This window comes from Xanthomonas citri pv. citri (genome assembly GCF_000961215.1).
Classification (GTDB): Bacteria; Pseudomonadota; Gammaproteobacteria; order Xanthomonadales; family Xanthomonadaceae; genus Xanthomonas; species Xanthomonas cissicola.
Genome location: NZ_CP008998.1, coordinates 1,519,333 through 1,544,310, shown reverse-complemented (window position 1 = coordinate 1,544,310; position 24,978 = coordinate 1,519,333). Strand labels below are relative to the sequence as shown.

The window sequence follows — 24,978 nt, the reverse complement described above, 5'->3', positions numbered from 1 at the left end:
CCGGCCGACGCTTCGTCCAAGAACGGTTAAAAACGTGGCAGGCAGCCGTCAGGTGGTTGCAAACCGAGCGCTCAAAACCGAGGGGTCCGAGTGGTGCATGCCGCGGCGGGCACCGGCTGCGCCCGCCTAACGGCTGCATATCGTTTTATTAGCTGCTCGACGCGGCCGCTTCGGCTTTATCGTCCACCACACGCACAACCGGCTGCGATAACGCGTCAACGAAATCCGGCGCCAAGACCAGCTTGCCGAACCAGCCATGCTGGGTGCCGCTGAGCACGCGCAACATGTGCCCACGTCCGCCCGGCACGCGTCCCATCGGACGCAGCAGCAGGTCGCGGCCTTGTGCCCAGAGATCACGTTCGGACTGGAACAGCGGTGTCAGCCAGCGGCTCCAGCGGTGATAGATCGCCACATGCGCCTGGCGTTCGCGCTGGTAGCGCTGCAAGGCATCGTCCAGATCGGCGCCCGCGCGCAAGGCATCGCGCATCGCCAATGCGTCCAGCAGCGCCATGTTCACGCCCTGCCCCGATTGCGGGCTCATCGCATGCGCGGCATCGCCGGCAAGCACGAAGCGGCCGCGATGCCAGCGCGACACCACCGCATCGCGATAACTCGCGCGTGCCAATGCGCCATGCACCTGCACCGTGGCAAGCCGCGCGTGCGCCTCTGGCCACATCTGCGCCACTTCGTCGCGCCAGGCGGCAATGCCGCGCTGTTCCCACGCAACGAAATCGCTGCACGGCAGGCTCCAGAAAAAACTCAGCCGCGGCGTGTCGTCGCCCGGGCGCGTGCCCACCGGCAACAGGCCGATCATCTTGCGTGCGCCGATATAGCGCTGACGCAATTGGTCCACAAAGGGCCAGTCTTCGCGCGGCAACAGGCACCACAGCGCCCCCCATGGATACACGCGATCCAGCTGCGTTCCCTGCGCCTGCGCACGCAACGTGGAGGCCGAGCCATCGGCGGCGATGATCAGATCGAAGGGACCATGCCATTGCCCGCGTTGATCCTGAACGCGCACGCCCGCGTGATCGATCGCGGTGATCTGCGTATCCACATGCAGTTGCGCGTGCTGCGGCCAGGCCTCGCGCAGCACCGTAAACAACGCGCCGCGCTGCATGCCCACACCCATCAGGCGTGTATCCAGATCGCGGTACTGCATGTCCATCACCGCACGCCCGCACGGCGTGTCGCCATACAGGCGGCGCACCGGCGCGCCATGCGCCAGCGCCTGCGGCAGCAAGCCCATGTTCCAGAGCACCTGCAGCCCGCTGGGTTGCAGCAGAAAACCGGCGCCCACCGGCCCGGGCGCAGCTGCGCGCTCGAATACCTCCAGTTGATGACCATCGGCGCCCAGCAGCACGGCCAATGCCTGCCCCGCGGTTCCGTAGCCCACTACCGCAATGCGTAGTGCTCGTAGCATCGTCCCTGCTCTGTTTGGCTATCGCTGCCCGCGCACAACCGGCGAAAAAAAACCCCGCCGTGGCGGGGTTTTCAACCGCACAATCGAGTCAGATTACTCGACAGGCGTGATGTTCGAAGCCTGGGCACCCTTGGGACCCTGGGTCACGTCATAACTGACGCGCTGGCCTTCCTGCAGGCTGCGGAAGCCCTTGGAATTGATCGCGGAGAAGTGCGCGAAGACATCGGCGCTGCCGTCCTCCGGTGAGATGAAGCCAAATCCCTTGGCGTCGTTGAACCACTTGACGGTACCGTTCGGCATGGTGATGCGAGACCTTTGCAATAATTAATGGGTGGTGTACGGCGGTGCGTACGCGCCGAGTATGCAAAGCTTATGCCCCGATGACAATCACCCGCGTGCAAGTTCGCCAATCAGCTCGGGCAACCCGGACGAAGCGGCATCGACGTTGGCCAACACCTCGGCCATGGTGATTTCCTGCGCGTCACCGCAACCGGCCGCCCAGTTGGCCACGATCGCCAAACACGCATATTCCAGGCCTTTTTCGCGTGCCAACCCAGCTTCGGGCATGCCAGTCATGCCCACCAGATCGCAGCCGTCGCGACGCATGCGTGCGATCTCTGCAACCGTTTCCAGTCGTGGCCCCTGCGTTGCGCCGTAGCAACCGCCGGCCACCAGCGTGACGCCGGTCACTTTGGCAGCCGCAATGACCTTGCTGCGAAACATCGGCGAATACGGGTGGCCGAAATCCACATGCTGCACCTCGCTGCCGGGCTCTTCGCAGAACGTGGACACGCGGCCCCAGGTGTAATCGATCAGCTGATCCGGACACGCCAACACGCGCGGGCCAAACTGTTCGGTGATCCCCCCCACGGTGTTGAGCGCCAGCACCCGCGATGCGCCGATTTGCTGCAGTGCACCGATGTTTGCGCGGTAATTGACCTTGTGCGGCTGCAGCGAATGCCCTTCGCCATGGCGTGCCAGGAAGGCGACGCGGTGGCCGAGCAGCATGCCGACGCGGATCGGCCCGGACGGCGCGCCGTAGGGCGTTTGTATGTCGTGCGACTGCACATCGTCCAGCTGCGCGAGCTTGTAGACACCCGTGCCGCCGATGACGGCCAATGCGATGGAATTTGCGGACACAACCGACCTCTGCAGCGAAAGACATGATGGGGCGCGCACGCGCGCGCCAAGCTGCCCGCAACGATGCGGGCATGGATTTCGAGCGTTACTGCTTCATCGCATAGATGGCAGGAATGCCGCGTAGCTGCTCGTTGACGTCCATGCCGAAGCCGAACACGTAACGGTCGGGCACTTCCACACCCACGTAGTCGGCCGTCACGCCCGGCACGCAACGGTCGTGCCGCTTGACGGTCAATACCGCCACGCGCACGTCGGTGGCGCCCTGCTCCAGGCACCACTGGCGCACGCCCTGCAGCGTGTAACCCTCGTCGAGAATGTCGTCGACCAGGATCACGCGGCGGCCGAACAGCGCGGTGGCCGGGCGGTGCTTCCACACCAGTTCGCCACCGGTGGTTTCACCGCGGTAACGGGTGGCATGCAGGTAATCGAATTGCAGGTCCTGGCCGCGTGCGCCCAGCTCCAGCGCCAGCTGTCCGGAGAACGGCAGCGCACCGTGCATGATGGTGAGATACACCGGCACTTCGCCGGCGTAGTCGCGTGCGATCGCATCGGCGATGGTGGCAACGGCGGCATCGATGGCCGGACGGTCGACCAGCAGATCGGCTTGGGCCAGGGCCTGGGAAATGGTGAGCGTGGACATCAGGCAGTTGTTCCGAAATGGGCAGAAAGAGGAGTGGTAAATGAGGCATCGGTGCCGGCGAGCAGGCCATCCCAACCTAGTGCGCCGCGGCCGATCAGGCCGATCAATGCGGCGGTATTGAGGCTGCGGCCCTGCACGGCCTGCAGCGATTCGGCGACCAGTTCCGGGTGGCACACCAGCACCACGTCGCAGCCGGCATCCAGATGCGCATGCACACGACCCGCCACCCCGCCGGCACTGAACGAGGCGGCCATGCCGATGTCGTCGGAAAAGACCACGCCGCGGAAGCCCATCTGGCCGCGCAGGATCTGCTCGATCCAGCGCTGCGAATAGCCGGCCGGCTCCGGGGCGACCTGCGGGTAGACCACGTGCGCCATCATCACGGCGTCGGCGCCGGCCTCGATCCCCGCCACGAACGGCACCAGGTCTTCGGCCTGCAGCACCTCCAGCGGCCGCGGGTCGCTGGCGTGGTCGACATGGGTGTCTTCCAGCACGGTGCCGTGGCCGGGGAAATGCTTGAGCGTGGCGGCCATGCCGGCCCCATGCAGCGCCTGTACATAGGCGCGCGTGAAGGTGGCCACGATCTGCGGCTCATCGCTGAAGGCGCGATCGCCAATGGCCCGGTTGCCGCGGCCCAGGTCCACCACCGGCGCAAAGCTCAGGTCCACGCCGCTGGCGCGGACTTCGCTGGCCATCAACTGCGCATGCGCGCGCGCGGCGGCCAGTGCAGCCTCCGGGTCCTGGGCGTATTGCGCACCGAAGCTTTGCAACGGCGCCAGCGCGCTGAATCCTTCGCGAAACCGCTGCACGCGCCCACCTTCCTGGTCCACGCAGATCAGCACCGGGCGCGGCGCGGCGGCGCGAATGGCGGCCGACAGCTCGGCCACCTGGGTGCGCGAGGCGAAGTTGCGCTTGAACAGCACCACGCCGGCAACCGCATCGTGCTGCAGCCAATCGCGTTCCTGTGCGCTGAGTTCGGTACCGGCAACGCCGATCAGAAGCATGTTGGGGGACTCCCGGGCCAGGCGCCATGGTGGCGCAGCGCGGCATTGTCGCAGATGCGCGTGGCAGCGTCAGATCGCGCATTCAGCTGCGCGCCCCTGCGGGCGCTGCGAGCAGGCTCACAGCACCTCGAGGTGGGCCCGCCAGTACGCGGCCTGGGCCCGCACCTGTGCCAGCATCTCGGGGGCCATACCGTCGAGCTGACGGTAGGGCAGTGCCAGGCGTTCGTTGGCGCCCAACAGCGGGCGCTGGCGCTGCAGGAAATCCCAGTACAGCGCGTTGTACGGGCACGCGTTCGGCCCGACCCGCTGCTTGCGCTGGTAGCGACAGCCATCGCAATAGTCGCTCATGCGATCGATGTACGCCGCGCCGCTGATATACGGCTTGCTGCCCAGCAGGCCGCCATCGGCGAACTGGCTCATGCCCACCGTATTGGGCAGCTCCACCCACTCGAAGGCATCGATGTACACGCCAAGGTACCAGCGGTGCAGGGCCTGCGGGTCCAGCCCCGCCAGCAGCGCAAAATTGCCGATCACCATCAGCCGTTGGATGTGATGCGCATGCGCGTTGGCCAAGGAATTGCCGACCGCATCGGCCAGGCAGCGCATGCCGATCTGCCCGTCCCAGAACCAGTGCGGCAGCGGTGCATGCTGGTCGAGATGATTCGATTCCGCGTAGCCGGGCATCTGCGACCAATACACACCGCGCACATATTCGCGCCAGCCCAGAATCTGCCGGATGAAGCCTTCCACCGCCGCCAACGGCGCATGCCCTTGCCGCCATGCCGCCTCGGCGCGCGCGATCGCTTCGCGCGGATGCAGCATCTTGACGTTGAGCGCGAACGAGAGCAGCGAATGGAACAGGCGCGGGCTACGCGTGCTCATCGCATCCTCGTAGCGGCCGAAATCGGGCAATGCATGCGCGATGAAAGCCTCCAGATGCTGCAAGGCCTCATCGCGATCCAGCGGCCATGGCAGGGCTTGCGCGTTCGGTGCGCCAAAACTGCGCACGCCGGCGGCTTCGATCGTGTGCCATACCGCGCTGTGATCGTGAGTCGTGCGCCAATCCTGTGGCGCAGGCGGGTCGCCCGGCCACGGCGCACGATTGTCGTGATCGAAGTTCCAGCGCCCGCCTTCCGGTTCGCCGGCGGCATCGAGCAGGATCCGATGCTGGCGCCGCATACGCCGATAAAACACTTCCATGCGCCATGGGCTGCCGGTAGGAAAACAGGCGGCGACCTCATTGCGCGCGGTCAGAAAATGTTCGCTGTCGACCATGCGCGTGGCAAAGGGTTGCGCGGCGCTCCAATGCTGTAGTGCTTCGTCCAGCCGCCATTCGTCCGGGGCCTGGTATTCCAGATCTCCGGCACGGTAATGCGCCATCAGCGCCTCGAGGTTGTGCGGGATCGACTGCCGGTTGCTGGCGTTGTCGATCGTCACATAGCGCACCCGATGCCCGGCACGCCGCAATCCCGCAGCGAACGCGCGCATGGCCGCGAAGATCGCCAGGACCTTCTGCGCGTGATGCAGCACGTAGTCGGTTCCCTGCCGCACTTCCATCAACACATAGACCACGCCCGCATCGCGCGTCGCGAACCAGCTGTGTTGCGCATTGAGCTGGTCGCCCAGAATCAAACGCAGCGTATGGGCCGGCGTTTGTGGGTTGGTTTGCGCGATAAGTGCGCTGGAATCATGCATCAGAGTGACGCCCGATCATGCCGGATGCGGGGCGCGTCCGGGCCGATGCGGCGCATGGGCACGCCTTCGACCCGAAAAAAATTCGAGTCACCGGGAACGCATGCACGAACGACTGCCATGACCGCGGTATGGACTTGCACCGCATCACCCTCTGTTCTGCGCTGCTTGGCACAGCGTCAGTCGCAAGCGCTGTGCGGCGCGTCGCCGGCAGACACAAGCTGGGCCAACGCCATTCCACTCTGCCATGCCCCCTCCACCTTGCCGCCTGCCAACCAGTCGCCACACATGCCCATGCCAAGCTGCGCGTCCCAGACGCAACCGATCTGCAACGCGGGGGCGCTGCTGGCGACTTTCCAGAAAAAAGCATCGCAGGACCGCGGTATCGGCAAACCGAGCGCCGCAAGCTCCGGCACGAGGCTGGCGATGACGTGCCCAGGCATGGCATCGCAATGCGCCTGGCTCCACTCGGCCGTTGCATGCAGCAGCCAGGTCTCCGCACCCGCACGCGCGGGCTTGCTGGAGTTGCGCGCCACCCAGCGTAACGCGCCGGCATTGACGAACAGCGCGTCGTAACCTGGATCGATTGGCGCATCGAAGCGCGCCATCACCGCCCATGCAGGCTGCATGCGCACCTGCTCGGCAATCGTCCGCAACGCAGGCGCGGCCTGCGCGACTAACGCAGCCGCATTCGGTGCCGGGACGGCCAGCAGCACCGTGTCGAACAGAGGCTCTGCAGCGTCTTGCGACACCGATACGCGCCATCCCTGCCGGCCGCGCCGCAGCGCGTGCACCTCGGCACACAGACGCACATCCAACTGCGCGGCAAGCGTACGCGCCGGCGCGGGCATCTCGGGAACACCTACATAACGCGTCAGCGCGCTCTGTGATCGGCGCAACCGCGTGCCGTCCCAGCTTGCGATACGTGCCTGCCAGGGCGCGGCGATCCCGGCATCGATCCAGGCATCCACGACCGCTGCAAATGCAGGATCGCGCGCGGTGAAATACTGCGCTCCGTGATCGCATTGCCACTGCTCGGCGCTGTAGTGGCGCATGCGGCCACCCGGGGTCTGGGCCTGATCGAACACCGTCACCGCATGGCCGCCCGCCTGCAGCTGCTGCGCGCAGACCAGCCCGGCCAGCCCGGCGCCGATCACGGCGATCGTCTGCACGCGGTCGGGCGGTGTCATGCATCGCCCAGGTGACGGTGCATGCGGCAGGCATGCGTCACACCGCGCAGCCGTCGGGCCCGCAGGCATCAGGGCCGCCGACTGGCGTCGATTCGGCCGCCAACTGCAGCAGCGCCTGCGCAAAACTTTCCGGCGGCTGCGCGCCCTGGATCAGCGCACGACCGTCGATCACAAAACTGGGCACTGCGCGGATGCCCAACGCGGCCGCCTGCGCCAGCTGCGCTTGTACCTCGACGCTGCCTTCGTCCGATTCCAGCATCGCCTGCACACGGGCCGCCGCAAGGCCGCCGGCCGCACCGGCACGCACCAGCGTGTCGGTCGCGCCGACGTTACGGCCTTCGGCAAAATGCGCATGGAACAGCGCTTCCATGACCGCATCCACATCGCCCTCGTGGCTGGCCAGCCAGATCAAACGATGCGCACGCAGCGTGCTGACCTGCACCTGCCCACGGCCAAAATCCAGCGGCAAGCCCTCCGCCTGCGCAGTGGCCTGGGTCTGCGCCAGGATCTGCTCGACCCGTGCCGTACCGCCGAACTTCAGCGCCAGCGCCTCGCGCAATGGCGTCGGCTCCAGGCCGGCATCCGGATCAAGCTGGAACGCGTGGTAGTGAATATCCAGGGCCGGCGCCTGCGCACCAAGCGCCGCGAGGGCGGCCTGGAAACGGCGTTTGCCGATCCAGCACCAGGGGCACACTACGTCGGACCAGATGTCGATGCGCATGAGCTGGGGTTCGTTCGTGGTGATTCGGGATTGGCAGAGCATAGACGGGATTCTGCAATCGCAAAGCGTTTGCCACTGCTGAAATTGGGGAGCCATGATGTCGCGCTGCAAAGCGCCCTGGTGCCGCGCATCATCTGTTCTTGCGAATCACCCACTGCACCTCCCGCATCAGGCCTCCGAGGCGCCGAGCCGCGTGCCCGCCTTTGCGAGTGCCAAATTCCGAATCACAAATCCCCGTTCCACTGCTTGAACGGATGCGAGGCCAACGCCAGGTTGTAATAGCGCACGTCGTCGGTGACTTCGGTCCCGAGCCATTCCGGTGTGGCGAATGCTTCGTCGGGGCGTTCGAGTTCGATCTCGGCCACGATCAGACCGGCGTTGTCGCCGAGGAATTCGTCCACTTCCCACACATGGCCCTGGTAGGCGACCAGATGCCGGCGTTTGTCGATCAGGCCGCCTACGCACAGCGCCAGCAATGCGCGTGCATCGGCAAGTGGAATCGGATATTCGAACTCCTGCCGCGTATGCCCCACTTCGCGCGATTTCAGATTGAGAAATGCGCTTTCGCCCTGAATGCGCACCCGTACCGAGGCATGCTGCGTGCCGCTGCGCAGCGCCGCCTGGTCGTTGATATAGCCCTGCGCCATCGGAATCACCGCATGCGCGGCGTCGCGCCAGCCATCGCCGGTGACCAGGAATTTGCGTTCGATTTCTGTGGGCATGGGAATCGGGAATCGGGAATCGGGAATCGGGAATGGCAAAAGCATAAGCCGTTCGCCGTTACGATTCCCTACTGCCTACTCCCGATTCACCGCCTCTCAAACACCGCAATGCTTTCCACGTGCGCGGTGTGCGGGAACATGTCCATCGCGCCCGCCGAGACCAGCGTGAAGCCCTGCTCGTTGACCAGATAACCGGCGTCGCGCGCCAGCGAGCCAGGATGGCAGCTCACATAGACGATGCGCTGGAACGTCTTCAACGGCAACTGCTGCAGCACTTCCAGGGCGCCCGAGCGCGGCGGGTCCAGCAGCAGCTTGTCGAAGCCCTGGCGCATCCAGGGTGCGCTGCGCTGATCCTGGGTCAGGTCGGCGGCGTAGAACTGCGCATTGTCCAGGCCATTGCGCTGGGCGTTCTCCTTCGCCCGTGCCACAAGTCCGGCGTCGCCTTCCACACCCACCACTTCGCGCACTACGCGCGCCAGCGGCAGGGTGAAGTTGCCCAGGCCGCAGAACAGGTCCAGCACGCGGTCGTCGGGCTTGGCCTCCAACAGCGCGACTGCATGCGCGATCATCTTCTGATTGAGCGACGCGTTGACCTGAATAAAGTCCAGCGGCCGGAACGCTAGTTCCACATCCCACTGCGGCAAGCGGAACGATAGCGGCACTTCCTGCGGCCACAGCGGCTGCACGCTGTCCACCCCGCCGGGCTGCAGAAAAATCGCAAAGCCGTGCTCCTGGGCAAATGTGATCCAGGCCTGGCGGTCGCGTTCGCTGAGCGGCTGCATATGCCGAATGGTCAAGGCCACCGCATCGTCGCCGGCGATGAATTCGATCTGCGGAATGTCGCGCTTGCCATCCATGCCTTCGATCAGCGCGGCAAGCAAGGGGATCTTCTCGCCGATCTGCGGAATCACCGTGTAGCAAACGGACAGATCGGCCACGAACCGCGGGTCGAGCTCACGAAAGCCGACCAAGGTCTTGTCCTTCTTCTCGACACGACGCACCGAGAACCTGCCCTTGCGCCGGTACCCCCAGTTGTCGCCGGTCAGCGCAGGCAGCACGGCTTGCGGAGTGACATGACCGATACGCTCCAGGTTATCCATCAGTACGCGCTGTTTGGCCACGATCTGCTGCGATTCCTCCAGATGCTGCAACACACAGCCTGCGCAGACGCCAAAGTGCGGGCAGCGCGGGGTGACCCGCTGCGGCGATGCCTCCAGCACCCCCACGGTCTTGGCCTCATCGAAATGCCGGCTACGGGCGGTAGGTTCGGCGCGCACCAACTCGCCCGGCAAGGCGCCGCTGATGAAGGTGACCTTGCCGCCCTCGCCGTCGCGGCGGGCGACCCCGCGGCCGTCATGGCTCAGGTCGGTGACCGCGGTCTGGAAGGGGGTTCGGTCGAGACGGTTTCTGGTTCTGGCCACGTGGCGACAAGCTGCGGGCAAAAAGGGTGCGTATTGTCGCAGATGCGATCGACGGAGGCCGCGCCGGTCAGCGCAACAATTGTCGCGCCCCACAAACACAGGCAAACTCCCGCTGCGCGCGACAAATCAGGACGCGGCATCGCTGACAAGGAGGCAGCATGAACATGGCCACACGCCAGGAACCCCACCCACGCCTACTGCTGGTGGAAGACGACCCGATCAGCCGCGGATTCTTACAGGCTGTCCTTGAAAGTCTCCCGGCCACGGTCGACTGTGCCGATTCCCTTTCTTCCGCACTCGACCGCGCGCGCGAACGTCGCCATGACCTCTGGCTGATCGACGTCAACCTCCCCGATGGCACCGGTAGCGGTCTGCTGCGTGCATTGCGCCTGCTGCACCCGGACGTGCCGGCACTGGCGCACACCGCCGACGCGACCATGTCGATGCAGAACAGCTTGCAGTCCGACGGGTTTCTGGAAATGCTGGTCAAACCGCTGACCTCCGAGCGCCTGCTGCAGGCGGTGCGGCGCGGCCTGGCACGCGGTCGCTACAGCGTGGCCCCGGTGGGCGTGCTGGACATCGCCGCCAGCGACTGGGACGAGACCGCTGCGCTGAGTGCGCTCAACGGCCAGCAGCATCATCTCAATGCCCTGCGCGAACTGTTCCTGGCCGAGCTGCCGAGTACACGGGATGCGGTGGATTCGGCCTTGCAGATCAGCGACGAGCAGGCTTTACGCAGCCATCTTCATCGGTTGCAAGCCAGCTGCGGCTTCGTCGGCGCGGCACGGCTTGCCGGCGCGGTGCGCCTGCTGCGCGGCGACCCGCACTCGCGCACCGCACGCACCCAATTCCATGCGGCGGTGGCTGCGTTGTTGCATTGAGCGAACCCATCGCAGCGCCTCCTGCCTGACGAGATGCGCAAGACGCGGGCGTCGGTGCGCGTCCGGCTCGCCGCCATGGTCGATGTATCGCCGTTTTGCTGATCGAGCTGCGTATTGCAGATAGCACCGTCTCCACTTGCAGGCGCTTGACTGCCTGGACGAGCTCCGGGCTCGACGCAGGGCGCCTGCATTTGCTGCTCGCCCGGTCCACATCGGAGAACGAGAGTGGCGGTCGTTGTCGGGTGCATGCCGAAGGGCTTTCGGAACCGACCGGCAAGGTGCTGTCTGTCGGTTCCGAGTACCCGCTTCGCTCAATTCGCTGCTGGGTCGTGGTATCGCCGGCCGCAGCTGGACTTTTGCCGGCGCAATCGCGCATGCGCGTCCAGCGCTCCGCGCCATCAACGACGGCGCGCGAGATCCTCGAGCATTTCCCAGGATTTCAGGCCACGCCCGCCCAGATGATGCAGCAGCACGCCGCGCATGCTGCGCCGCAGGCCGGGCATGTCGTCCGCGTCCGGCATGACGTCTTGGCCCAGCGCCAGCAGCGCCGCACCGGTGACGGTTTCGCGGCGATCCTGAGCTAGCCGTTCGCTCAACACGCGCAAGGCGCCGTCCTGCGGATCCAGCCGATATCGTGCTGCCGGGTCGATCGGTTGCCCCTCGCTGTCGTGCTGCAGATCGAAAGCGAACCCCAGCCCCTCCAGCACGTCGCGCTCGAACCGGCGCAGGCCCCACGCCAACGGCAGATCGGAGGCCAGGTGGCGACGTGCCTGCGCATAACAGGCATAAAGTTCGGGCACTGGATCGTGACGCGGCGCCAGGCGCAGCAACAATTCGCCGATGTAGAAACCGGCCAGCATGGTGTCGCCGGCTAGCCGCGGCGCGGTATCCAGGGCTTCGGCCTGGCGCAGTTGGGCCAGCTCGCCGCGCTGCACGGCACTGAACTGGATCAGCTGCAAGGGCTGCAAAGCCGCGCGCAGCGCCTGCTTGCGCGGCCCCTGCACACCGCGCGCCAGCAGCCCCACCCGCCCGTGTTGCTCGGTCAGCACTTCCACCAGCAGGCTGGTCTCGCGCCAGGCCCGTACATGCAGCACGAACCCGCGCTCGTGCTCGATCAGCATGGGAGGGAAAGCCGGGATTGGGGATCCGGGACCGGGGACCCTGGAAAAGCGCCGGATCGGCCGTCGAAGTGCCGCGCGGCGCGGCGATCGAGCGCCGAGCCAATGCCGTCAGCGCAGCACCCAAATCTGAAAAAAACGAAAAAACCTCTCCTCGGCAGCATGCCGACCAAAAGCCTGACCCAGCTTTTTTTTCCGGGACCCGGGACCCGGGTCCCGGGTCCCGGCCTTCCCGGCCTCATTCGTACCCGAACGCCTTCAGCGCCGCCTCGTCGTCCGACCAGCCTTCGCGCACGCGCACCCAGGTTTCCAGGAACACCTTGGCACCGAACAGGCGCTCCATCTGCAGGCGCGCCTTGCCGCCAATTTCTTTCAACCGGGTGCCGCCCTTGCCTATCACGATCGCCTTCTGGCCTTCGCGCTCGACCCAGATCACCGCACCGATGCGCAGCAGCGCGCCATCTTCGGCGAAACGCTCGATCTCAACGGTGGTGGCATACGGCAGCTCTTCGCCGAGCTGACGCATCAGCTGCTCCCGCACCAGTTCGCCGGCCAAAAAGCGCTGACTGCGGTCGGTGATCTCGTCTTCGCCGAACATCGCCTCGGCTTCGGGCACCAGCTTGAGCAGGTCGCCGACCAACGCGTCCAGGCCCTTGCGCTTGAGCGCAGACACCGGATGCACGGCGGCGAAGGTGCGCCCCTCGCTGACCTGGGCCAGGAACGGGAACAGCGCGGTCTTGTCCTTGAGCCGGTCGACCTTGTTCACCACCAGCACCACCGGCACGCCGGCGTCGCTGAGCACGCGAAACGCCAGCGTGTCTTCCTCGTCCCAGCGGCCGGCTTCGATCACCAGGACCGCCGCGTCCACCCCCTCGAGCGAGCCGCGCGCAGCGCGATTCATCACCCGGTTCATTGCGCGCTTCTGCTCGCGGTGCAATCCCGGAGTATCGACCAGCACCAGCTGTCCTTCCGGGAAGGTGGCGATGCCCAGCAACCGATGGCGCGTGGTCTGCGGCCGGTTGGAGACGATGCTGACCTTCGCGCCGACCAGGGCGTTGGTCAGGGTGGACTTGCCGACGTTGGGCCGGCCGATCACCGCAACGCTACCGCTGCGGTGAGGGGAAGTGATTTCGCTCACGTGTTTGAATCCAGTTGTGCGATGACAAGAGTCGCCGCCTGTTGCTCTGCGAGGCGACGCGAGGTGCCCTGGCCCTCGGCGCGGGCAACGGGCTGCTCCAGAATGCAGGCGACGTGGAACTGCTTGGCATGCTCGTCGCCGCTCTCGCTGATCAGCGCGTAAGTGGGCAGCGGCAGCTGGCGCGCCTGCAGCCATTCCTGCAGCCGGGTCTTGGGATCCTTCTCTGCCTTGCCCACCGGCAATGCCGCCAGCGAGGCTTCGAACCACGGCAGCACCACCGCACGGCAACGCTCGAAACCGCAGTCCAGGTAGATGGCAGCGACGATCGCTTCGACCGCATCGGCCAGGATCGAATCGCGCCGGTGACCACCGGACTTCAGCTCGCCTGGGCCAAGCGTGAGACGTTCGCCCAAATTGAGCGTACGCCCGATGACTGCCAGCGCACCTTCGCGTACGAGCTCGGCACGTGCACGGGTCAATGCGCCTTCATCGGCCTTGGGCCACCGGTGATACAGCGCCTCGGCGATCAGCAGGTTGACGATGCCGTCGCCGAGAAATTCCAGTCGCTCGTTGTGCGGCGTCCCGGCGCTGCGATGCCGCAGCGCCTGGGCGAGCAGAGCCGGATCGGCGAATGCGTGCCCGATCGGATCACCGCGTTGGAAGGTTCTATTCGACACCGCGCTTCGTCAGATCCTGTGCCGTATCGAACTTGCCGACCACATCCAGATTGCCAACCAGCTCGCGGCGGACTTCGTAATTGACCTTCATGCGCCAGCCGCCTTCGATCCGCTCGAACTTGACGTTCTCGCGCTTCACGCTTTCGGACGCATTGATATCGAGCCGCTTGAAGAACATTTCCTGCAACTTGGACGGATCCATGTCGGCACTGCCAGCCTCATTCGCCAGGCCCTTCATCGACGTACGCACTGCGTAATACTCCTGATACATCGGGAACAGCTTCATCCCGATGTACAGACCGAATCCCACCACCGCCAGCACCACCACGAACGACGTCAACGTCATACCGCTTTGCTTGCGCTTCATTGTGCTTCCCCTGGCACGCCGTGCGTGCATTTACTGGATTCCAGTCCCGATCCGCGATGGATCGAAACTCCCCTTGCAGAACCATCCTTCGCAATTGAGCCAGATCAGGAACGCCTTGCCGCGCAGATTGGCTTCCGGCAGAAAGTGCGTTTGGGTCCAGAACCGGCTGTCCTCGCTGTTGTCGCGATTATCCCCCATCACGAAATAGCTGTCCGCCGGCACGGTCCAGTCGCCCTGCCCGGCCGGCATGTTGCGGTCCAGCCATTCCAGCACGGTATGCGTGCGGCCCGGCAGATCCTCGACCAGCAGCGTGGTGCCGGTCATCTCGGCGCCCTTGCCCTTGCCGATGTACTCGCCCTTGACCGTGTAATGCATCGGCTTGTCGTTGATGTACAGCGTATCGCCGTGGAAGCCGATCTTGTCGCCCGGCAGGCCCACCACGCGCTTGATCCAGTTCTGGTCCGGCGCGTGCGGCGGCTTGAACACCACCACGTCGCCGCGCTTGGGCTCGCCGGTGGGAATGAACTTGGTATTGGTGATCGGCAGGCGGAAACCGTAGGCGAACTTGTTGACCAGGATGAAATCGCCGATCAGCAGGTTGGGCATCATCGAACTGGACGGAATCTTGTACGGCTCGGCCACGAAGCTGCGCAGGATCAGCACCACCGCCAGCACCGGGAAAAAGGCGCGCGAGTAATCGACGATCGCCGGCTCGCTGTCCAGCAACCCGGCACGCGCCGCACGCCGCTTGGCCAGAAACAGCTTGTCCAGCAGCCAGATGAAGCCGCTGCCCAGCGTCAGGACAACCAGGATGATCTCAAACCATTTCATTGATGTTCCTTCGGAAAGGGAATCGAGAATCGCGAATGGGGAATAGGAACAGCAGGAGCACGCAGGCTCTTACGATTCCCGATTCCCGATTCACCATTCCCTGCTACTTGTCCATCTGCAGGACAGCCAGGAAGGCCTCCTGCGGAATCTCCACGCGGCCGACCTGCTTCATGCGTTTCTTGCCTTCTTTCTGCTTTTCCAGCAGCTTCTTCTTGCGCGAAACGTCGCCACCATAGCACTTGGCCAGCACGTTCTTGCGCATCGCCTTGACCGTGGAGCGCGAGATGATCTGCGAGCCGATCGCGGCCTGGATCGCCACGTCGAACATCTGCCGGGGGATCAGGTCTTTCATCTTTTCGCACAGCTCGCGGCCGCGACGATCGGCGTGGCCGCGGTGCACGATCAACGACAACGCATCGACCTTGTCGCCGTTGATCAGCACGTCCACGCGCACGAACGGGCCGGCGTCGAAACGCACGAAGTGGTAATCCAGCGAGGCGTAGCCACGGCTGACCGACTTGAGCTTGTCGAAGAAATCCAGCACCACCTCGGCCATCGGCAGCTCGTAGCTGATCTGCACCTGGCTGCCCAGGTAGTTGATGCCGATCTGGGTGCCGCGCTTTTCCTCGCACAGCTTGATGATGTTGCCGATGTACTCCTCGGGCGTGAGGACGTTGGCGCGAATGATGGGCTCGCGGATTTCCTGCACCAGGTTCAACTGCGGCAACTTGGCCGGGTTGTCCATGTTGATGACCGTGCCATCGGTCTTGAGCACTTCATACACCACGGTCGGTGCGGTGCTGATCAGGTCCAGGTTGTACTCGCGCTCCAGGCGCTCCTGCACGATTTCCATGTGCAGCATGCCCAAGAAGCCGCAGCGGAAGCCGAAGCCCATCGCTTCGGAGCTTTCCGGCTCGAAGCGCAGCGCGGCATCGTTCAGGCGCAACTTGTCCAACGCTTCGCGCAGATCCGGGTAATCCTCGGCATCGACCGGGAACAGACCGGCGAACACGCGCGGCTGCATTTCCTGGAAGCCGGGCAAGGCATGCGGCGCCGGATCGCCGGCCAGGGTCAGGGTGTCGCCGACCGGTGCGCCGTGCACGTCCTTGATGGACGCGTTGATCCAGCCCACCTCGCCGGCGCCGAGCGCCGGCAGTTCCTTACGCTTGGGGGTGAACACGCCGACCTTGTCGACCAGATGGGTGCGCCCGGTGGACATCACCAGGATCTTGCTGCCGGGCTTGATCTCGCCCTGCATCACGCGCACCAGCGAGACCACGCCCAGGTAGTTGTCGAACCAGGAATCGATGATCAGCGCCTGCAGCTTGTCGGTGTCGCGCGGCTTGGGCGGCGGGATGCGATGCACGATCGCTTCCAGCACCAGATCGATGTTCAGACCGGTCTTGGCGCTCACCGCCACCGCGTCTTCGGCATCGATGCCGATCACCGCTTCGATCTCGGCCTTGGCGCGGTCGACATCGGCCGTGGGCAGGTCGATCTTGTTGAGCACCGGCACCACTTCCAGCCCCTGCTCCACCGCGGTGTAGCAGTTGGCCACCGACTGCGCTTCCACGCCCTGCGCCGCATCCACCACCAGCAGCGCACCTTCGCACGCAGCCAGCGAGCGGCTGACTTCATAGGAGAAGTCGACGTGCCCGGGGGTGTCGATGAAATTCAGGTGGTAGGTCTGCCCGTCCTTTGCCGTGTACGGCAGGGACACCGACTGCGCCTTGATGGTGATGCCGCGTTCGCGCTCGATCGGGTTGGAGTCGAGCACCTGGGCCTCCATCTCGCGCGCCTGCAGGCCGCCGCACAGCTGGATGATGCGGTCGGCCAGGGTGGATTTGCCGTGGTCGACGTGGGCAATGATGGAGAAATTGCGGATGTTCCGCATTGAATCAGAGGACATTGAGGTGGGCGCCGGCGCAGCCGTCGTCAGGGTAACGCAGCATTATCGCACGGCCGACCCCTCTGGGGCCGGGAATTGGGAATCGGGAGTGGGGAATCGGAAAAGCCAGGCGTGCTCCCGTATCGCGGAGCCGCTCTTGCCATTCCCGATTCCCGATTCTCCATTCCCTGCGTTAGCCGCCGGCCTTCAAGGCCACGTAGCTGGTCGCCTTGCCGTCGGTCACCAGCAGCATGACCACGTCGCCCTTCTTGTAGCTGGACAGGGCGCGGTTGAGCTCGGCGACGCTGCCGACCTTGGTCCGGCCCACGCGGGCGATGATCAGCCCCGGCGACAGCGGCGGCTGGGTGCTGCGTGCCGCCGCGCCCGTGACCGCGGCAATACGCACACCCTCGCCCACTTCCAGGCCCAGGCGGCTGCGTTCGGCGGCGGTCAGGTCGGCGACTTGCAGGCCGAGCAACTCCACGCTGGCCGGCGCGCCGGGCTTGGCCTCCTCGGCGGCGGTGCGCGGCGCGGCGTTCCCGGTGCCGTCCTGCAACGGTGCCAGGGTGACCGTCACGGTGCGCGGCTTGCCGTCGCGCAAGACGTCCAGGGTCACCTTGGTACCAGGCGCCATCAGCCCGATCATTGGCGGCAGATCGCTGGCGACATCGATCGACTTGCCGTTCACCGCCCGGATCACATCGCCCACCTCGATGCCGGCCTTGGCCGCCGGGCTACCGGCCGGGATATCGTTGACCAGGGCACCACGGCTATCCGGCAAGCCCAGGCCTTGCGCCTTGAGCGAGTCGATCGGGCCGACCGCCACGCCCAGCATGCCGCGACTCACGTGGCCGGTGGCCTTGATCTGCTCGGCCGCGCTGAAGGCCAGGTCGATCGGGATCGCGAAACTGATGCCCATGTAGCCGCCGGACGCGGAGAAGATCTGCGAATTGATGCCGACCACTTCGCCACGCGTATTGAGCAGCGGGCCGCCGGAATTACCCTGGTTGATCGCCACGTCGGTCTGGATGAAGGGCACGTAGCGCTGGTCGGCGTACGGATTGCTGCGGCCGGTGGCGCTGACGATGCCGGCGGTGACCGAGTGATCCAGGCCGAACGGCGAGCCGATCGCCACCACCCACTGCCCCGGCTTGAGCGTGTTGGAATCGCCCAGGCGCACGGTCGGCAGGCCCTTGGCCTCGATCTTCAGCAGCGCCACGTCGTATTGCTCGTCGCTACCCACCACCTTGGCCTTGAACTCGCGGCGGTCGGTGAGCTTGACGGTCACCTCGCTGGCGCCATCGACCACGTGATGATTGGTCAGGACGTAGCCGTCGGCCGAGATGATGAAGCCCGAGCCCATCGACTTGCCGGCGATGCCGCCGTCGTCATCGCCGCCACCGGGCCCCTGCCGCGGACCGCCCGGCATCTGGAAGTCCGGCCCGAAAAAGCGGCGGAAGAATTCCGGCATCTGATCGTCATCCGGCATCGCACCACCGCCACGACCACCCGGGCCACTGCGCTGCTGACGCGCCATGGCATCCTTGCGGGTAATGGTGGTTTCGATATTGACCACACCCGGGCCGACCTGCTCGACCAGATTGGTGAAGTCCGGCAGCCCCGCCACCAGCTGCGGCGCTGGCGTTGCACTGCGATTGGCAGCAATCGGGGCGAGGTCCTTGGCAGCGGGTGCGGGCTGCTGCGCGCAGGCGGCCAGCGGCAGGGTCATGGCGATCAGGCCGAACATCTGGGTGCGGATGCGATGGTTCATCAGGTTGCCTCCGATGGCAGGGCGACAGGAGCCAGAACCCGCGTAGCAACACGGGCCCGGCACGATAATGGGAGGGAGATAGCCGAACGGATGAAGGCCGGCGACAGGGTCAGTCCTGCGGGGGCTGCGCCGGTGCCGGCCGGTTCGGCGCCGGGCTGGTCACTGCCTGTGGCGCGGGTTCGAACGGATAGAACGCCGTGCCGGGCTGGCTCTGGCGGAAACTGGCATTGAGCGAGCTTTCGCCAGCCCCGGACAAGGCCGCGCGCGGCCACGGGCGTGCCTGCAGCGTGGTATCCGGATGCGTGAACGGGTTGGACGGCGTCGCCGCAACCGCAGATGCGGTGCCCGTGGGTGCCGGGGCTGCCGCAGCGACCAGGCGGCTCGGCGCCTGCTGCTGACGCGCAGCCGCACTGCGTGCGACTTGCTGGTTGCGCGTTGCCGCGCCGCGCCGAGTAGATGCCAGCGCAGCGGCAGGCACGGCTGCAGCAAGCGCGGCCACCTCATCCGGCGTTCCCGGAGCCGGTGCGGCCGGCGCCTTCGGTGCCTCAGGCAGCTGCGGCGCTTGCGAGGCAGGCGGAAGCTGGGCAGCTGTGGCATAGACGGGGGTCGTTTCAACACCGGGCGCGGCGGTGTCGGGCAGGCGCTCGCGCGCCAGGAACATGGCGATCGCCGCGACCGAAGCGGCAATCGCTGCACCGCCGCCCCAGCGCCAACGTGCGCCTGGGCGGGCCGCCGGCTGTGCTTGCGGTGCCGGCTCCTCGGCAATGGCGCCGCGCACACGCGCCGCAAAATCCAGCGGCGCCGGCGCACTGGCCGCACCGCGCAGCACATCGCCGCACAACTGCCAGCGCTCGTGGCAGCCGGCCAATTCTTCGTCGTGGGCCAGACGGCGCAGCAAAAATCGCGACTCGTCGGCACTCAATTCGCCGTCGACCAGCGCAGACAGCTGCTGGCGATAGTGAAGTTCGAATTTGTCGGTGGTGGACATGGCAGAGTTCTGGTTCATACGCGGTGTCGCTCACGGGTAGCGCTTTCGGTCTCCAGCAGAGGCCGCAGCTCGATGTCGATGGCCTCGCGCGCCCGGAAGATGCGCGAGCGCACCGTTCCGATCGGGCAATCCATCTTTTGCGCGATTTCGTCGTAGCTCAGGCCCTCCACCTCGCGCAGGGTGATGGCCAACCGAAGTTCTTCCGGTAGCGCTTGGACCGCGCGCATCACCGTTTGTTCCAGCTCCTGTCGCATCAATTCGCGCTCCGGGGTATCGGTGTCGCGCAACCGTGTCGCTCCATCGAATTGTTCGGCATCGCTGATCTCGATGTCGTCGGTGGGCGGGCGGCGGTTGTGCGCAACCAGATGGTTCTTGGCAGTGTTGACGGCAATGCGGTGCAGCCAGGTATAGAACTGGGCGTCGCCCCGAAAACTGTTGATCGCGCGGTAGGCGCGCACGAACGTGTCCTGGGCAACGTCCTGGCATTCGCTCCAGTCGGCGATGTAGCGCCCGATCAAGGCAACGATCCGATGCTGGTACTTGCGCACCAGCACATCGAACGCCGCACTTTCGCCGCGCTGCACACGCCGGACCAGTTCCAGGTCCAGCTCCTGAGGTGTATCGACTTCGGCCATGTCGGGCCGCACTCCTGTCAGCCCACCGAAGTCGGGCAATGAGACCGCCATTGAAAAGAAAAGTTCATACCGATCCGTACGACCGTCACGCATCAGGGTAGCGGCTGCGATGCACCGCTGGCGACGCCACGCGCAAGCGCCGGTCTCCCCTGTCGACAGGTATGGGTATTTGACGTGAAGGAAACAACCTCTGGATGATAACGACCTTTCATTCTAACGCCGGACGGCTAGACGCATGCTTCCAGGTTTCGACGGGCTCCGATTCAGCCATTGGCAGGCCGATCTGCGCGAGGACGGCGTGGTCGTGCTCAGCCTCGATCGGCAGGGCGCACCGGTTAACGCATTTTCGCAGGAGGTACTGCTGGAGCTGGGCGCCTTGGTCGAACGGCTGGCGCTGGATCCGCCAACGGGTGTGGTGCTGCGTTCGGGCAAGCCCAACGGCTTCATCGCCGGTGCCGATCTGAAGGAATTCCAGGAATTCGACCGCAAGGGCACGGTCAACGATGCGATCCATCGTGGACAGCAGGTCTTCCAGAAGCTAGCCGAACTACCGTGCCCCACCGTCGCGGCGATTCACGGCTTCTGCATGGGCGGCGGCACCGAAATCGCGCTGGCCTGCCGCTACCGCGTGGCTTCCGACGATGGCAGTACGCGCATCGGACTGCCGGAAACCAAGCTCGGCATCTTCCCTGGTTGGGGCGGCAGCGCCCGCTTGCCGCGCCTGATCGGTGCGCCGGCGGCGATGGATCTGATGCTCACCGGCCGCACGGTGTCGGCCAAGGCCGCGCGCGCGATGGGCCTGGTCGACAAGGTCGCCGCGCCTGCCGTGCTGGTGGATGCGGCCGCCAGCCTGGCGCTCGCCGGCACCACCCGTGCGTTCAAGCAACGCGCCACCGCATGGGCCACCAACACCTTGCTGGCGCGCAAACTGCTGGCGCCGCAGATGCGCAAGCAGGTGGGGCGCAAGGCGCGCAAGGAGCATTACCCGGCGCCCTATGCCTTGATCAACGTCTGGGAGCGGGCGGGCGGTAGCGGCATCCAGGCGCGCCTGGCGGCCGAACGCAAGGCGGTGGTCAAACTCGCCAGCACGCCGACCGCACGCAACCTGATCCGGATCTTCTTCCTGACCGAGCGTCTGAAAGGGCTGGGCGGCAAGGACGCAGCCGGCGTGGCCGTAGCCCCAATTCGCCATGTGCATGTGATCGGCGTCGGCGTCATGGGCGGCGATATCGCCGCCTGGGCGGCTTACAAGGGCTTCGACGTCACATTGCAGGACCGCGAGCAGCGTTTTATCGATACGGCGCTGACACGCGGTGGCGAGCTGTTCGCCAAGCGCGTCAAGGACGATGCCAAGCGGCCGGCAGTGGCGGCGCGTCTGCGCGGCGACCTGGCCGGCGCGGGCGTGACGCAGGCCGACCTGGTGATCGAGGCGATCATCGAAAACCCGCAGGCCAAGCGCGATCTGTATCAATCGATCGAGCCGCAACTCAAGCCGGATGCATTGCTGACGACCAATACCTCGTCGATTCCGCTGACCGACTTGCGTGGCCACATCCAGCGCCCGGCGCAATTTGCCGGCCTGCACTACTTCAACCCGGTGGCGATGATGCCGCTGGTGGAAATCGTGCAGCACGATGGCCTGGATCCGGCCAACGTCGCGCGCCTGGCTGCGTTCTGCAAGACCTTGGACAAGTTCCCGGTGCCGGTGGCCGGCACGCCGGGTTTCCTGGTCAACCGGGTGCTGTTCCCCTACCTGCTCGAAGCGGCCACCGCGTATGCCGAGGGCATTCCCGGCCCCGTGCTGGACAAGACGGCAGTGAAGTTCGGCATGCCGATGGGGCCGATCGAATTGATCGACACCGTGGGCCTGGATGTGGCGGCCGGCGTGGGTGCCGAGTTGGCGCCATTCCTGCGTTTGCCCATCCCGGCGGCACTGGCGACCGTGGAAGCCGGCAAGCGCGGCAAGAAGGACGGCCAGGGCCTGTACAAGTGGGAGAACGGACGCGCCGTCAAACCCGAGGTTGCCAGCGGTTACGCTGCACCGGCGGATTTGGAAGATCGCTTGATCCTGCCGCTGCTCAACGAAGCGGTAGCGTGCCTGCACGACGGCGTGGTGGCCGACGCAGACCTGCTGGACGCCGGCGTCATCTTCGGCACAGGTTTCGCACCTTTCCGTGGCGGCCCGATCCAATACATCCGCAGCGTCGGCGCAGACGCGCTACTGGAGCGCCTGCAGGCCTTGCATGCCCGTTATGGCGAACGCTTCGCGCCGCGCCCGGGGTGGGACTCACCGTTGTTACGGGAAGCGGTGGCCTGAGGCCGGCAGGTATCTATCGACAAAGTCTGATTTGCAAGAAGGCTGCCGTTGGCAGCCTTCTTTTTGCGTCAGGGTCGCAGCGTGCAGATGCTGGCACCGATTACTTGGCAGTCGCAGTCGATCTAGATAGGTTGCGCTAGGTAGGTTGCGCCAGTGCCGGACCCTTTCCGTGGATTGTGCCGGTCGATCCACGCTAATTTGATGACCTGCCGAGCTGCTGCTACCAGACGTTAATGATGGGAATGCCCGTGCGCATGACCGTGCTCATGGTGCGCGTCATGGCCAGCGTCTGCAGCCGGCTTTGGTGTGCCGCAAGGCTCAGTACCGCAGTCGCCACTTTCCACCTGCAAGGTGACGTGGGCGATATCGAAGCGCTCATGCAACAGGGCGCCGAGCGCGTCACGCAGACGGTCGCGGTCGGTGGCCTCGTTGACCACGATGTGCGCGGTGAGCGCCGGCGTGCTGGAGGCCAATGCCCACACATGCAGGTCGTGCACGTCTTCGACGCCAGGGTGGCTGGTCAGCGCCTGCTGCACCTGGGCCAGGTCGATCCCCTTGGGCACGCCTTCAAGCAACACGTTGATCGCCTCGCGCAGCAGCACCCAGGTGCGCGGCAATACCCACAGGCCGATCAGCACGGCCAACACCGGGTCGATCCATTGCCAGCCGGTCCAGCGGATCAGCAAGGCACCGACGATCACCGCCACCGAGCCGAGCATGTCGCTCCACACCTCCAGATAGGCACCCTTGACGTTGAGGCTTTCGCCGCTGCCGGCGTGCAGCAGCTTCATCGCGACCAGATTGATCACCAGGCCGAAGCCGGCGATCAACAGCATGCCGCTGGAAGAGATGTCCTGCGGTGCGCGAAAGCGCTGCGCGGCTTCCCACAAGATATAGGCGCCGACTGCGAACAGCAGCGCGCCGTTGGCCAATGCGCCAAGCGCTTCGAGCCGCACATAGCCATAGGTGCGACGCGCGTCGGCCGGGCGACGGCTCAGGCGCACCGCGACCAGCGCAATCATCAGTCCGACGGTGTCGGTGGCCATATGCGCAGCGTCGGACAGCAGCGCCAGGCTGTTGGTCACGAATGCGCCGACGATCTCTGCCAGCAGGAAGGTGGCGGTCAGCCCCAGTGCCCACCACAAGGGCGCTTCGTGACGGATTTCGCTGGGTGCGTGGTTGTGGTCGTGTCCCATGGATATCGTGGCCTGCTGCAATGCGCGCACCTTAGGCGCACGCGATGGCGGAGACTATTACACCTGTGCGTAATGACATCACATCACGCGAGCCGTGCGGCGGGCCGCAGAGCGCAGTGGTTGCGCTACTGCGGGGCGCGAGGCCTGCAGTCACGGCCTGGAAGCATGTCTGGTCCGCACCGCCCTTCCAACAATCCGCGGCGCGAGCCAGGTGGCTCGTTAGAGCTTGGCGAACAGCTTGACCACGCTGGAAAAATCCAGCGCCCCGTTGCCCGCCTGGCTGTTCATTGCATACAGGTTGCGCGCCAGCTCACCGAGCGGAATCGACACGCCGGCCTGCACCGCCGACTCGGCAACCAAACCCAGATCCTTGAGCATCAGGTCGTTGCCGAAGCCGCCGCTATACCCACGCGACGCCGGCGCATTGGGCAGCACGCCGGGCCACGGGTTGCACACCTCGGTAGCCCAGCTGCGCCCGGTGCTGACCGCCATCATCTGCGACAGCACCGCAGGGTCCAGGCCTTGCGCGACGCCAAGCGCCAGCGCTTCGCCCGTGGCCGCCATGATCACGCCCAAGGCCATGTTGTTGCACAGCTTGGCGACCTGCCCTGCCCCATTGTCGCCGACGTGGAAGATGTTCTTGCCCATGGCCTGCAGCACCGGGCGCGCGCGCTCCAGCGCATCGGCAGCGCCGCCGACGATGAAGGTCAGCGTGCCGGCTGCGGCACCGGCCGTGCCACCGGAGACCGGGGCGTCCAGCATCGTCAGGCCACGCGCCTTGGCCGCGTCGGCCACCTTGCGTGCGGATAACGGTGCGATGGTGCTGCAGTCGATGACCAGGGCACCATCCGGGATCTGCGCCAAGATGCCGGATTCGCCCAGGTACAACCCTTCGACGTGGCGGCTCGCAGGCAGCATCGAGATCACGACCTCGACATCGACCAGCGTATCCTGCACGGAGCTGGCAGCATGCGCGCCAGCCGCTGAGGCAGCATCCAGGGCAGCCGGTGCGAGATCGAACACCCGCAGCTGATGCCCGGCCTTGATCAGATTGGCAGCCATTGGCCCGCCCATATTGCCCAGGCCGATAAAAGCGATCTTGCTCATGGTGTCGGTTTCCAAAATAGGACCATCTTCAATAGATGGCCGGGATCATCACCGATTGCTGGCGCGCGCGGAGCCACCGCCGGTTTTCAGCTGCGACGACGCAGGTGCGAC

At 65.6% G+C, this 24,978-nt stretch carries 23 protein-coding genes; 2 read left to right on the top strand and 21 right to left on the bottom strand.

The features are described from left to right. Positions 1-148: 148 nt before the first annotated feature. The 10 genes from AMD14_RS07315 to rlmD all read right to left on the bottom strand — a co-directional run bounded on the left by AMD14_RS07315 (position 149) and on the right by rlmD (position 9,953). Entirely contained in the window at positions 149-1,423 is a 1,275-nt protein-coding gene (locus AMD14_RS07315; protein ID WP_011050853.1) for an FAD-dependent oxidoreductase, read from the bottom strand. Between the two features lie 93 nt (positions 1,424-1,516). Further along, the gene (gene cspE / locus AMD14_RS07310; RefSeq protein ID WP_003488188.1) at positions 1,517-1,723 is read right to left on the bottom strand and encodes a transcription antiterminator/RNA stability regulator CspE; all 207 of its coding nucleotides are present in this window, start codon (positions 1,721-1,723) and stop codon (positions 1,517-1,519) included. Positions 1,724-1,810: 87 nt separating this feature from the next. After that, the gene (locus tag AMD14_RS07305; protein WP_011050852.1) at positions 1,811-2,563 is read right to left on the bottom strand and encodes an S-methyl-5'-thioinosine phosphorylase; all 753 of its coding nucleotides are present in this window, start codon (positions 2,561-2,563) and stop codon (positions 1,811-1,813) included. An 85-nt stretch (positions 2,564-2,648) separates the two neighbouring features. Then, positions 2,649-3,203, bottom strand: a complete 555-nt coding sequence (locus AMD14_RS07300; RefSeq protein WP_003488192.1) for a hypoxanthine-guanine phosphoribosyltransferase — start codon at positions 3,201-3,203, stop codon at positions 2,649-2,651. Continuing rightward, positions 3,203-4,207: a beta-N-acetylhexosaminidase gene (nagZ, locus tag AMD14_RS07295; RefSeq protein ID WP_011050851.1), complete on the bottom strand. Its 1,005-nt coding sequence runs from the start codon at positions 4,205-4,207 to the stop codon at positions 3,203-3,205. The genes AMD14_RS07300 and nagZ overlap by 1 nt, the downstream gene beginning before the upstream one ends. A gap of 117 nt (positions 4,208-4,324) precedes the next feature. After that, positions 4,325-5,902, bottom strand: a complete 1,578-nt coding sequence (locus AMD14_RS07290; protein ID WP_011050850.1) for a cryptochrome/photolyase family protein — start codon at positions 5,900-5,902, stop codon at positions 4,325-4,327. Positions 5,903-6,078: 176 nt separating this feature from the next. Continuing rightward, positions 6,079-7,089 (bottom strand): NAD(P)/FAD-dependent oxidoreductase, encoded by a 1,011-nt coding sequence (locus tag AMD14_RS07285; RefSeq protein ID WP_011050849.1) that lies wholly within the window; start codon positions 7,087-7,089, stop codon positions 6,079-6,081. Positions 7,090-7,126: 37 nt separating this feature from the next. After that, the gene (locus AMD14_RS07280; RefSeq protein ID WP_005934166.1) at positions 7,127-7,810 is read right to left on the bottom strand and encodes a DsbA family oxidoreductase; all 684 of its coding nucleotides are present in this window, start codon (positions 7,808-7,810) and stop codon (positions 7,127-7,129) included. A 224-nt stretch (positions 7,811-8,034) separates the two neighbouring features. Further along, a complete protein-coding gene (locus AMD14_RS07275; RefSeq protein ID WP_003488202.1) occupies positions 8,035-8,532 on the bottom strand; it encodes a CYTH domain-containing protein in 498 nt (165 codons plus the stop codon). An 86-nt stretch (positions 8,533-8,618) separates the two neighbouring features. Next, the gene (rlmD, locus tag AMD14_RS07270; protein ID WP_005931150.1) at positions 8,619-9,953 is read right to left on the bottom strand and encodes a 23S rRNA (uracil(1939)-C(5))-methyltransferase RlmD; all 1,335 of its coding nucleotides are present in this window, start codon (positions 9,951-9,953) and stop codon (positions 8,619-8,621) included. A gap of 158 nt (positions 9,954-10,111) precedes the next feature. Here rlmD and AMD14_RS07265 point away from each other — a divergent pair, with 158 nt between their 5' ends. Beyond that, entirely contained in the window at positions 10,112-10,834 is a 723-nt protein-coding gene (locus tag AMD14_RS07265) for a response regulator (RefSeq protein ID WP_003488206.1), read from the top strand. 398 nt (positions 10,835-11,232) lie between these two features. On the opposite strand, the gene recO is transcribed toward AMD14_RS07265, so the two are convergent. From recO to rpoE, 9 genes are all read right to left on the bottom strand, one after another. Continuing rightward, on the bottom strand, positions 11,233-11,955 hold the full coding sequence (gene recO / locus AMD14_RS07260; RefSeq protein ID WP_011050846.1) for a DNA repair protein RecO: 723 nt from the start codon (positions 11,953-11,955) through the stop codon (positions 11,233-11,235). Between the two features lie 235 nt (positions 11,956-12,190). Further along, positions 12,191-13,090: a GTPase Era gene (gene era, locus AMD14_RS07255; protein ID WP_003488210.1), complete on the bottom strand. Its 900-nt coding sequence runs from the start codon at positions 13,088-13,090 to the stop codon at positions 12,191-12,193. Next, complete coding sequence (gene rnc / locus AMD14_RS07250; protein ID WP_003488212.1) at positions 13,087-13,767, bottom strand: ribonuclease III; 681 nt, start codon at positions 13,765-13,767, stop codon at positions 13,087-13,089. The genes era and rnc overlap by 4 nt, the downstream gene beginning before the upstream one ends. After that, on the bottom strand, positions 13,757-14,164 hold the full coding sequence (locus AMD14_RS07245) for a DUF4845 domain-containing protein (RefSeq protein ID WP_011050845.1): 408 nt from the start codon (positions 14,162-14,164) through the stop codon (positions 13,757-13,759). Before AMD14_RS07245 ends, rnc begins: the two co-directional genes overlap by 11 nt. Beyond that, the gene (gene lepB / locus AMD14_RS07240; protein ID WP_003488217.1) at positions 14,165-14,965 is read right to left on the bottom strand and encodes a signal peptidase I; all 801 of its coding nucleotides are present in this window, start codon (positions 14,963-14,965) and stop codon (positions 14,165-14,167) included. It lies immediately after the preceding gene. A 103-nt stretch (positions 14,966-15,068) separates the two neighbouring features. After that, complete coding sequence (lepA, locus tag AMD14_RS07235) at positions 15,069-16,859, bottom strand: translation elongation factor 4 (protein ID WP_015462980.1); 1,791 nt, start codon at positions 16,857-16,859, stop codon at positions 15,069-15,071. A 187-nt stretch (positions 16,860-17,046) separates the two neighbouring features. Beyond that, positions 17,047-18,624 carry a DegQ family serine endoprotease gene (locus AMD14_RS07230; protein WP_003488221.1) on the bottom strand — a complete coding sequence of 526 codons (1,578 nt, stop codon included), beginning with the start codon at positions 18,622-18,624 and terminating at the stop codon, positions 17,047-17,049. Between the two features lie 109 nt (positions 18,625-18,733). After that, complete coding sequence (locus tag AMD14_RS07225) at positions 18,734-19,630, bottom strand: sigma-E factor negative regulatory protein (protein ID WP_003488224.1); 897 nt, start codon at positions 19,628-19,630, stop codon at positions 18,734-18,736. Further along, entirely contained in the window at positions 19,627-20,247 is a 621-nt protein-coding gene (gene rpoE, locus AMD14_RS07220) for an RNA polymerase sigma factor RpoE (protein ID WP_003488227.1), read from the bottom strand. Before rpoE ends, AMD14_RS07225 begins: the two co-directional genes overlap by 4 nt. Positions 20,248-20,482: 235 nt before the next feature. Here rpoE and AMD14_RS07215 point away from each other — a divergent pair, with 235 nt between their 5' ends. Next, entirely contained in the window at positions 20,483-22,564 is a 2,082-nt protein-coding gene (locus AMD14_RS07215; protein WP_011050843.1) for a 3-hydroxyacyl-CoA dehydrogenase NAD-binding domain-containing protein, read from the top strand. A 230-nt stretch (positions 22,565-22,794) separates the two neighbouring features. On the opposite strand, the gene AMD14_RS07210 is transcribed toward AMD14_RS07215, so the two are convergent. Both AMD14_RS07210 and mmsB read right to left on the bottom strand, forming a co-directional pair. Then, positions 22,795-23,760 (bottom strand): cation diffusion facilitator family transporter, encoded by a 966-nt coding sequence (locus AMD14_RS07210; protein ID WP_003488234.1) that lies wholly within the window; start codon positions 23,758-23,760, stop codon positions 22,795-22,797. 219 nt (positions 23,761-23,979) lie between these two features. Further along, on the bottom strand, positions 23,980-24,882 hold the full coding sequence (gene mmsB, locus AMD14_RS07205) for a 3-hydroxyisobutyrate dehydrogenase (protein ID WP_171843834.1): 903 nt from the start codon (positions 24,880-24,882) through the stop codon (positions 23,980-23,982). Positions 24,883-24,978 lie beyond the last annotated feature (96 nt).

Excerpts from the sequence above, each read along its gene's own strand:
- AMD14_RS07275 (WP_003488202.1), bottom strand. The coding sequence starts at position 8,532 with ATGCCCACAGAAATCGAACGCAAATTCCTGGTCACCGGCGATGGCTGG.
- AMD14_RS07225 (WP_003488224.1), bottom strand. The coding sequence starts at position 19,630 with ATGAACCAGAACTCTGCCATGTCCACCACCGACAAATTCGAACTTCAC.
- lepA (WP_015462980.1), bottom strand. The coding sequence starts at position 16,859 with ATGCGGAACATCCGCAATTTCTCCATCATTGCCCACGTCGACCACGGC.
- rpoE (WP_003488227.1), bottom strand. The coding sequence starts at position 20,247 with ATGGCCGAAGTCGATACACCTCAGGAGCTGGACCTGGAACTGGTCCGG.
- AMD14_RS07215 (WP_011050843.1), top strand. The coding sequence starts at position 20,483 with ATGCTTCCAGGTTTCGACGGGCTCCGATTCAGCCATTGGCAGGCCGAT.
- AMD14_RS07290 (WP_011050850.1), bottom strand. The coding sequence starts at position 5,902 with ATGCATGATTCCAGCGCACTTATCGCGCAAACCAACCCACAAACGCCG.
- AMD14_RS07300 (WP_003488192.1), bottom strand. The coding sequence starts at position 3,203 with ATGTCCACGCTCACCATTTCCCAGGCCCTGGCCCAAGCCGATCTGCTG.
- AMD14_RS07265 (WP_003488206.1), top strand. The coding sequence starts at position 10,112 with ATGAACATGGCCACACGCCAGGAACCCCACCCACGCCTACTGCTGGTG.
- nagZ (WP_011050851.1), bottom strand. The coding sequence starts at position 4,207 with ATGCTTCTGATCGGCGTTGCCGGTACCGAACTCAGCGCACAGGAACGC.
- cspE (WP_003488188.1), bottom strand. The coding sequence starts at position 1,723 with ATGCCGAACGGTACCGTCAAGTGGTTCAACGACGCCAAGGGATTTGGC.
- AMD14_RS07210 (WP_003488234.1), bottom strand. The coding sequence starts at position 23,760 with ATGGGACACGACCACAACCACGCACCCAGCGAAATCCGTCACGAAGCG.
- AMD14_RS07230 (WP_003488221.1), bottom strand. The coding sequence starts at position 18,624 with ATGAACCATCGCATCCGCACCCAGATGTTCGGCCTGATCGCCATGACC.
- AMD14_RS07285 (WP_011050849.1), bottom strand. The coding sequence starts at position 7,089 with ATGACACCGCCCGACCGCGTGCAGACGATCGCCGTGATCGGCGCCGGG.
- AMD14_RS07280 (WP_005934166.1), bottom strand. The coding sequence starts at position 7,810 with ATGCGCATCGACATCTGGTCCGACGTAGTGTGCCCCTGGTGCTGGATC.
- recO (WP_011050846.1), bottom strand. The coding sequence starts at position 11,955 with ATGCTGATCGAGCACGAGCGCGGGTTCGTGCTGCATGTACGGGCCTGG.
- lepB (WP_003488217.1), bottom strand. The coding sequence starts at position 14,965 with ATGAAATGGTTTGAGATCATCCTGGTTGTCCTGACGCTGGGCAGCGGC.
- AMD14_RS07245 (WP_011050845.1), bottom strand. The coding sequence starts at position 14,164 with ATGCACGCACGGCGTGCCAGGGGAAGCACAATGAAGCGCAAGCAAAGC.
- AMD14_RS07315 (WP_011050853.1), bottom strand. The coding sequence starts at position 1,423 with ATGCTACGAGCACTACGCATTGCGGTAGTGGGCTACGGAACCGCGGGG.